Annotated in this window: 8 protein-coding genes; 5 read left to right on the plus strand and 3 right to left on the minus strand. The window is 62.0% G+C overall.

Annotated features, from left to right (window positions below):
- Positions 1–744: hypothetical protein (locus PGX04_RS19640; RefSeq protein ID WP_273740057.1), on the plus strand; the 744-nt coding region annotated here is incomplete at its 5' end.
- Positions 745–777: 33 nt separating this feature from the next.
- On the opposite strand, the gene PGX04_RS19645 is transcribed toward PGX04_RS19640, so the two are convergent.
- Entirely contained in the window at positions 778–1,461 is a 684-nt protein-coding gene (locus PGX04_RS19645) for an HAD-IIB family hydrolase (RefSeq protein WP_273740058.1), read from the minus strand.
- 219 nt (positions 1,462–1,680) lie between these two features.
- Here PGX04_RS19645 and PGX04_RS19650 point away from each other — a divergent pair, with 219 nt between their 5' ends.
- Genes PGX04_RS19650 through PGX04_RS19660 form a run of 3 tightly spaced genes read left to right on the plus strand, consistent with a single transcriptional unit; the run spans position 1,681 to position 4,108 of the window.
- Complete coding sequence (locus tag PGX04_RS19650) at positions 1,681–2,637, plus strand: ABC transporter ATP-binding protein (RefSeq protein ID WP_273740059.1); 957 nt, start codon at positions 1,681–1,683, stop codon at positions 2,635–2,637.
- On the plus strand, positions 2,634–3,524 hold the full coding sequence (locus tag PGX04_RS19655; protein ID WP_273740060.1) for an ABC transporter permease subunit: 891 nt from the start codon (positions 2,634–2,636) through the stop codon (positions 3,522–3,524). The genes PGX04_RS19650 and PGX04_RS19655 overlap by 4 nt, the downstream gene beginning before the upstream one ends.
- 5 nt (positions 3,525–3,529) lie before the next feature.
- Positions 3,530–4,108 (plus strand): hypothetical protein, encoded by a 579-nt coding sequence (locus PGX04_RS19660; protein ID WP_273740061.1) that lies wholly within the window; start codon positions 3,530–3,532, stop codon positions 4,106–4,108.
- 124 nt (positions 4,109–4,232) lie between these two features.
- Here PGX04_RS19660 and PGX04_RS19665 read toward each other — a convergent pair whose 3' ends face one another.
- Together PGX04_RS19665 and glpK are read right to left on the minus strand one after the other, a co-directional pair.
- The gene (locus tag PGX04_RS19665; protein ID WP_273740062.1) at positions 4,233–5,306 is read right to left on the minus strand and encodes a DUF7973 family transport facilitator; all 1,074 of its coding nucleotides are present in this window, start codon (positions 5,304–5,306) and stop codon (positions 4,233–4,235) included.
- A gap of 3 nt (positions 5,307–5,309) precedes the next feature.
- Positions 5,310–6,851, minus strand: coding sequence for a glycerol kinase GlpK (gene glpK, locus PGX04_RS19670; RefSeq protein WP_273740063.1), 1,542 nt, complete (start codon positions 6,849–6,851; stop codon positions 5,310–5,312).
- 305 nt (positions 6,852–7,156) lie between these two features.
- On the opposite strand from glpK, the gene PGX04_RS19675 reads away from it, so the two are divergent.
- Positions 7,157–7,569: FAD-dependent oxidoreductase (locus PGX04_RS19675; RefSeq protein ID WP_273740064.1), on the plus strand; the 413-nt coding region annotated here is incomplete at its 3' end.

Below are 7,569 nucleotides of genomic sequence, written 5' to 3' on the forward strand. Positions count from 1 at the left end.
GCGGTCGCGATCGCCCAGCGGCGGACGGACGGGAGGCGCGATGAGAATCGAGCCGACATCGATCAGACGGACGTCGTCAGTACCGCACCCGAGATCGGCGACCTCGAGGAACGAGACGCCGGTGGCGGCCGGCACACCGGTGACGAGGCCCGGCGCGTCGCCGGAACCAGCATCGACATCGAGGACGTAGACTCGAGTCCCGACCTCGAGAGCGACGTCGACGCAACCGGGATCGACCAGTCGGACGTCGTCGAGACCGGCACCGACGAGGAGCGACTCGCGGACGTCGCGAACGAGTCCACCGCCCCCGAAGGCGAGTCCGCCAGTCCCGCCAGCGCCGAACGCGAATCGTACGAGCGACTGGGTGCGGCTTCGTTCGACGAACACAGCGGCGAACTCCCGGTTCCCCAGCGCGCGTTCGATCAGCACATCCTGTCGCTCAGATCCGAAGCGTTCTGGGGGATTCGCGAGGACGACGACGCCGTCTTCGTCTCGCAGGAATTCGACCCGATTCAGGACGATGGCGGAATCCGTTACGTCGCGAGTACCGAAATCGACGGCGACCGGACCCTGACGATTCCCGACACCGTGCTAAATCACTGGGATTCCGTCGCGGGCGGCGGGATAGCCGTCGCCTCCGGCGACGAAATCGTGTTCGTCACCGCCGACTCGCTGCAGGCCGACAGTCAGATACGAGTCGTCCCGGAGCAGTGGATCGACGACGTGCTCGAGGACGGCGAGTAGGGACGAACGGTAGTCGCGACGGAACGAGCTGATCTAGTTCCCGTCTCGGACGCGCTCGAGCACCGCGAGCGTCCCGTCCGCGTGCACCTCGTCGAGCACCTCGGCGGCGGCCGCTTTCGCCAGTTCGTCGGCGTTGCTGACGGCGAAACTCCGGCCGACCGCTTCGAACGTCGAGACGTCGTTGACCGAGTCGCCGACGGCGACGCAGTCCGCGAGATCGAACCCGACGTGCTCGGCGATCCGCTCGAGTCCCTCACCCTTGTTCGGATCGGTGTCCTTGACGTGATAGGCGTAGCCGGTATCGATCACCTCGAGGCCGTGTTTCGCAGCGATTTCGCGCAAGGGATCGATCGGCTGCTCTATGTTGACGGCGATCTCGGTCTCGCGCCAGCGGTTGACGGTGTCTTCCGCGCCCCAGCCGAGGTCGTAGCCGGCGGCGCGATACTCTTCGGCGACCGCTCGAGCGGCCTCGCGGTCGGCGGTGAAGGACACCTCGTCGCCCGTGTAGACGACGCCGCCGTTTTCGGCGACGACCAGTTCGGGGATGCCGATAAAGTGACAGAGCGCGACGGGGTAGGGGAAGGCCTTCCCGGTCGCGATCACGACGGGCGCGTCCCACTCGCGAAGCGGATCGAAGACGCGGGGATCGATCCCCCACCCTTCGGGTCGGGTCAGGGTGCCGTCGATGTCGAGGACGAGCGGCGGATCGGCGGTCATACCGATACTCGAGGGCTGAATCCCCTAAAAGAGTCGGTTCGGGTACGCTCGAGGCTGGCAGTTCGTCGGTGATGCTCTTCGCGGAACGCGCGTTCACTCCACACGCGAACTTGCTGGGAGATTCTCTTCGCCATCTTCGCGTTCAAAAACAGGCGCATATGAAATTCAATTGAAATGGAAAGAACTTAGACACTATAGTGGTTCAGTAGAGACCGAAATATGCCCTCCATCCAGACGAATGGATTGACGAAACAGTTCGGCGATAACATGGTCGCTGTTGATGATCTTACCCTTTCTATTGAGAAGGGTGAGATATTCGGTTTTCTCGGCCCGAATGGAGCTGGAAAATCAACAACGATCAACATGTTACTCGACTTTATCCGGCCAACGGAAGGATCTGCACAGATCCTCGGTATGGACGCCCAAAAAGAAACTGCCGCGATCCGCGAACGGATCGGTGTCCTTCCGGAAGGGTACGAGTTTGACAAGTACCTGACTGGCCGTGAATACATCGAGTGGACTATCGAGACGAAAGCAGCTGATGATGATCCTGACGAGATACTCGACACTGTCGGTATCCGTGACGACGCGGGTCGGAACGCTTCCAGTTATTCCACAGGAATGCAACAGCGTCTTGCCTTCGGAATGGCCCTGGTCAACGATCCCGATCTCCTCATCCTCGATGAGCCCTCCGCAGGACTGGATCCCAATGGAATCCAACGCATGCGCTCGTTGATTCGTGATCGGGCTGATAACGGAACGACCGTGTTCTTTTCGAGTCACCTTCTCTCGGAGGTCGAAGCGGTCTGCGATCGAGTTGGCGTCATGAGTGAGGGGCAACTTGTAGCGATGGACACGATAGGGGAACTCCGAAAGAAGGCAGGCGGCCGTGAGAGCATCGAACTGGAGTGTGCAACGCAGCCGACGACAGATGCCGTCGACGATCTTACCGACGTCAGTGAGGTACTCATTGACGGAACAACGCTGACCGCGTACTGTGCGGATCCAGCGGTCAAGGCCGATGTAGTCAGACAGGTCGACGTCCAGGCCGATGTCGTGGATATCGCTGTCGATGAGACGTCGCTCGAAGAACTGTTCAACCAGTATACCAGCGGTGGTCGTGACGGAATGGCTCAGGAAGAGGCGGACACCGAGTCCACTGAGGTACCAGTATGAGCTGGCTCACTGTCGCAAAAAAGGACTTTAAGGGAGCACGGCGATCCCGGTCGCTCTGGGCCGCTGCTGTCCTACTCGGGCTGATTGCCGTGTTACTGGCCTACGTCAATCAAGCCTACAGGCAAACCGAGGTAGAGGCTGTCCAGGGCATGTTCCGAACGTTGACACAGATACTGGCAGTCCTGCTGCCCATCATTGCTTTGACTGCGACGTACATGGCCATCGCTGGGGAACGTGAGGGTGGCGGGATCAAGTTCTTACTTTCCCTCCCGAATACCCGATGGGACGTCTTCACTGGAAAGCTTTTGAGCAGATTAGCCATCGTCGCATCAGGTGTTGTCTTCATGTATATCGCTGCCAGTAGCGTTTCACTGACGAAACACGGCGTGTTCCCTCTCGGCGTTATCGCCGGGACCCTTCTACTGACGATTCTCTACGGGTCAGTGTTTGTCAGTATTGCCGTCGCAGTATCAGCAGCCGCAGCCTCTCGAAGCCGCGCTATCGCCAATGCACTTGCCGCATATTTTGTCTTGGTCATTCTCTACGTGTTCCCCGTGATTCAGGTCAAAACCCTGGTTCGGGGAATTCACACGTCGATACTGGGAATGGAGAGCAATCCAGATCTCTATAACGCCGTCCAGTACACGAGTCCGTTCCTCGCATATCGAAAAGCGATCAATCTCGTGGTGCCCGATCAATTAGAACAGCAATTGTTCCGCGATAGCGCTACGAATCTAGACGGAGACACGCCTCTGCGGGCAACCGACGTCGACCTCAACCTGCCGGTATACCTGACTGATGAGTTCTCGCTCGTCATTTTGGCGTTCTGGCTTGTTGTCCCGCTTCTCGTCGGGTTCTGGGCGTTCAAACGAGCCGACTTAGAGTGATTCCGATGAAGACACGCAACAAACTCGGTACGGCGCTCGTTGTCCTTGCAATCGTCCTGTTTACTGTGCCGGCTCTCTTCCCGGTTCAGGCGATGCTCACTCACGATACGAGGGATTCAACGTTTGGTGGGGAAGAACAGCTCGAAGAACAAGGTATCGACAGCATCAAATACGATAATCTCTCCGAGGCGGGGAAAGAATTGTACGTCCAAGCACTCGAAAACGGTGGCGAGTATCGCGTCTCGACAGAACAGGGGGCCGCTGAATTCGACTACATGACTAGTGCGGAACGTGCACAACTGCAGGGTGAGAATCCGGAACACCGACCCGGGGTTATTGCGATTGAACGACCGGATGATGCCGATCTCCCGCCAGCGGATGAACCGCTCAATCGAGGCCCAAGCGAAAATGATGAAGAGTATGAGCAGCACCGCGAACAAGTGCAGCGCTATGATTTGATGGCGATTTCAAAGGGGCCACCACCGCTCGGCGCGACTCCGCAACTGCTACGCCTTGCAGCTACCCTCCTTGCAGTTGTCTCGTTCGGTATCGGTGGCTACCTCCTGTCTTCGAAGGCAACGTAGTCCGTCATAGCATCTCTACAACTGGCTTCTTCTGCCCAAAGACCCCACAATCACCGCTCTCATTGCGTTTCCCTGCTACCGAAAATCGGGATCTCCATCAGGAGATCAGAGAGACGAACCGCAGCTAGAGCCCGAGGTAGCCCGCGTTGGGCAGCAATCCGGCCAGATAACACACGCCGATCACGAACATGAACGCCGCGATGGCCATCGCCGGCGGGTCGACGTGGGTCCCGGAGTGGGAGTAGAAGACGCGCTGGCTCAACTCGCCGATCAGGCCACTGATCGCGCCGAACGCGCCGGCGACGAGCAGCACGATCGGATCGCTCCCGACGGCCGACGCCGCGATCACCGCGCCCGTCGACCCCAACAGCGTGATGTGATGGGTGACGGGAATCTTCTCGACGCCGAGATTGAGAAACAGCAGGCTCATCGCGGAAATCGCGTAGCCCAGGAAGATGCTTCCGGTCTCGAGCCAGATGAAGCCGCCGAGGATCCCGCCGACGATGCCGATGGCGGTGACCCCCGCCCACTCGTACTGGTGTGGCAGCCAGGGTTCGGTCGCCAGTCGATCGGTCTCGGTGCCGCCGTCGGCCGCCACGCGTTTCTCCTCGCGCTCGAAGGGCGACATGTCGAGAATACTCGAGCCGCCGACCCTGCCGACGAGCGGGTAGCCGAAGGCGAGCCGAGCCAGGAAGGCCGTCGCCACGACCGAGAGCGCGATGTTGTCCGTCGGGAAGCCGAGTCCGGTCATCACCTGGGTGATGAGCATTCCGAGTACGCCGAAGATCGCACCGACCGCGAGGATGTCGGGCTTGGTCCCGAACGCGTACAGAATGTCCTTCCCGAAGTGGTAGTCCCAGCCGTCGGGTTCCATCTCGGGGTACTTCCGGCCGGCGTACGCCGTCGCGGCCACGCCGCCGGCGAAGGCGACGTGGGGACCCGTCACCATTCCGAAGCCGATCGTCCCGGTGATGCCGGTCGCGATGTCTCCCGACGAGACGGCGTCGATCCCTCCGAGTTCCCCCTCGAGGACGGCGATCCCTTCGCCGAGGAAGACGACGAACCCCGTGAAGACGAACGAGGGCAGCGCGCCGAGCGCCGCACCGAACGCCCCGCCGGCGAGGGCGGCGATGAGCAGGACGGCGAACGCCTCGAATTCCATGCCGATGACGGGTATCTGAAACAGGGGCTGGAACATGGGTTACTCCTCCGCGTCCCGCGCCCAGTCGCGCGATCGGTCGACGGCGTCCGCCCAGCGGTCGTAGCGCCGATCGGCGTCGTCCGGATCCATCTCGGGTTCGAACTCCGCGTCGACCTGCCAGTTACTCCGCAGCTCGTCGGGATCGCTCCAGTAACCGACGGCGAGTCCGGCCGCGTAGGCCGATCCCAGCGCCGTGGTCTCGTCGACGACCGGACGAACGATCTCCGAGCCGATGATGTCCGACTGGAGCTGGCAGAGGAAGTTGTTCTTGACCGCGCCGCCGTCGACCTTCAGCGACGTCATCTCGATCCCCGAGTCGGCCTCCATCGCTTCGGCCACGTCCCGCGTCTGGTACGCGATCGACTCGAGGGTCGCGCGAACGACGTGTTCCTTTCGGGTGCCCCGCGTCATCCCGACGATGGTGCCGCGTGCGCGCTGGTCCCAGTGGGGTGCGCCCAGTCCCGTAAAGGCGGGGACGACGTAGACGCCGTCCGTCGAGTCGACGCTGCGGGCGAGCGACGCCGTCTCGGCCGGATCGTCGATCAGCGTCATGTCCTCGAGCCACTCGATCGCCGCGCCGGTGACGAAGATCGACCCCTCGAGCGCGTACTGGACGTCCTCGCCGGCGCGCTGGAAGCCGATCGTTGTCAGCAGGCCGTGGTCGCTCTCGACGGCCTCGTTGCCGGTGTTCATCAGGAAGAAGGAGCCGGTACCGTAGGTGTTCTTCGCGTCGCCGGCGTCGAAACAGGTCTGGCCGAACAGGGCCGCCTGCTGGTCACCCAGCGCCCCCGCGACCGGGATCTCGGCCTCGAGGAACCCGTCCGGATCGGTCGATCCGTAGGTGGCGTCGTCGCTCGAGGGGCGGACCTCGGGCAGCATCGCCTCGGGAATCGAGAACTCCGCGAGGAGGTCGTCGTCCCACGCGAGGTCGTGGATGTTGTAGAGCATCGTCCGCGAGGCGTTCGTGACCTCCGTAATGTGCTCGCCCGTGAGGTTGTAGATCAACCACGAGTCGATAGTCCCGAACAGAACCTCTCCCTCCGCCGCGCGGTCACGGATGTCCTGCGGGCGGGCGCGCTCGAGTTTGATCGGATCGGCGTTGTCGAGCAGCCACTCGGCTTTCGTCGCCGAGAAGTAGGCGTCGGCCTCGAGGCCGGTCTTCTCGCGGACGGTCTCGACCATCCCGTCGTCCTCGAGCCGTTCGACGCGGTCGGTCGTTCGCCGGTCCTGCCAGACGATCGCATTGTGGACTGGCTTCCCGGAGTCGGCGTCCCACAGCAGCGTGGTCTCACGCTGGTTGGTCACGCCGATGGCCTCGAGCCGGTCGGGACCGATGTCCGCTCGCCCGAGCGCCTGTCTGATGACGGCTCTGGTGTTCTCCCAGATCTCCATCGGATCGTGTTCGACCCAGCCGGGCTCCGGATAGATCTGTTCGTGTTTCTCGTAGGCGTTCGCGACGACCTGCCCTTCGTGATCGAAGACGATGAAGCGGGTCCCGGTCGTCCCCTGGTCGACCGCACCGACGTACGTGGTTTCTGTCACTCGTATTCACCCGGTTGTGTAGCCGCGCGACTATTTACTAGTGGTCGCACGATATCGGTAAACAATTCTGACGATCATCATAAATGTTTCTGAACGTGTCACGATATGACGTAGATTCGCCAGTTCGATGGAAACCGGCCGCTAGAGGCGTTCCAAATGCGGAATACGACGGACTCGAAGCCGGCGAACTGGCCGCTTGATCGTGTCGTCTCGTTGCGGACGAGCCAACCGGGGCAGAAAGTTACGGGAGTTTGGCTACCACCGATAAAATAATGGGAGGGGTGATCGTAGATGCGGACGAAGGGATGGCAACCGATACGGAGGTCCTCGTTCTCGGCGGCGGCTCGACCGGCTGCGGTATCGCCCGCGATCTGGCGCGCCGCGGCCTCGAGGTCACGCTCGTCGAGCGAGGGACCCTCACAGACGGAACGACCGGCCGGATGCACGGCCTGCTGCACAGCGGCGGGCGGTACGCGGTGTCCGACCGGGCCAGCGCGCGGGAGTGTATCGAGGAGAACGAGGTGCTCCGGGAGATCGCGGGCCACTGCGTCGAGGAGACCGGCGGGCTGTTCGTCCAGCGCCCCGAGGATTCGGACGACTACTTCCGCGAGAAACTCGAGGGCTGCCGGAAGTGCGGGATCCCCGCCCGCGTGCTCTCGGGCGCGGAAGCCCGCGAGGTCGAACCGCACCTCGCGGCGGACGTGAAGCGAGCGATCGA

This window comes from Natrinema soli, from assembly GCF_028618695.1.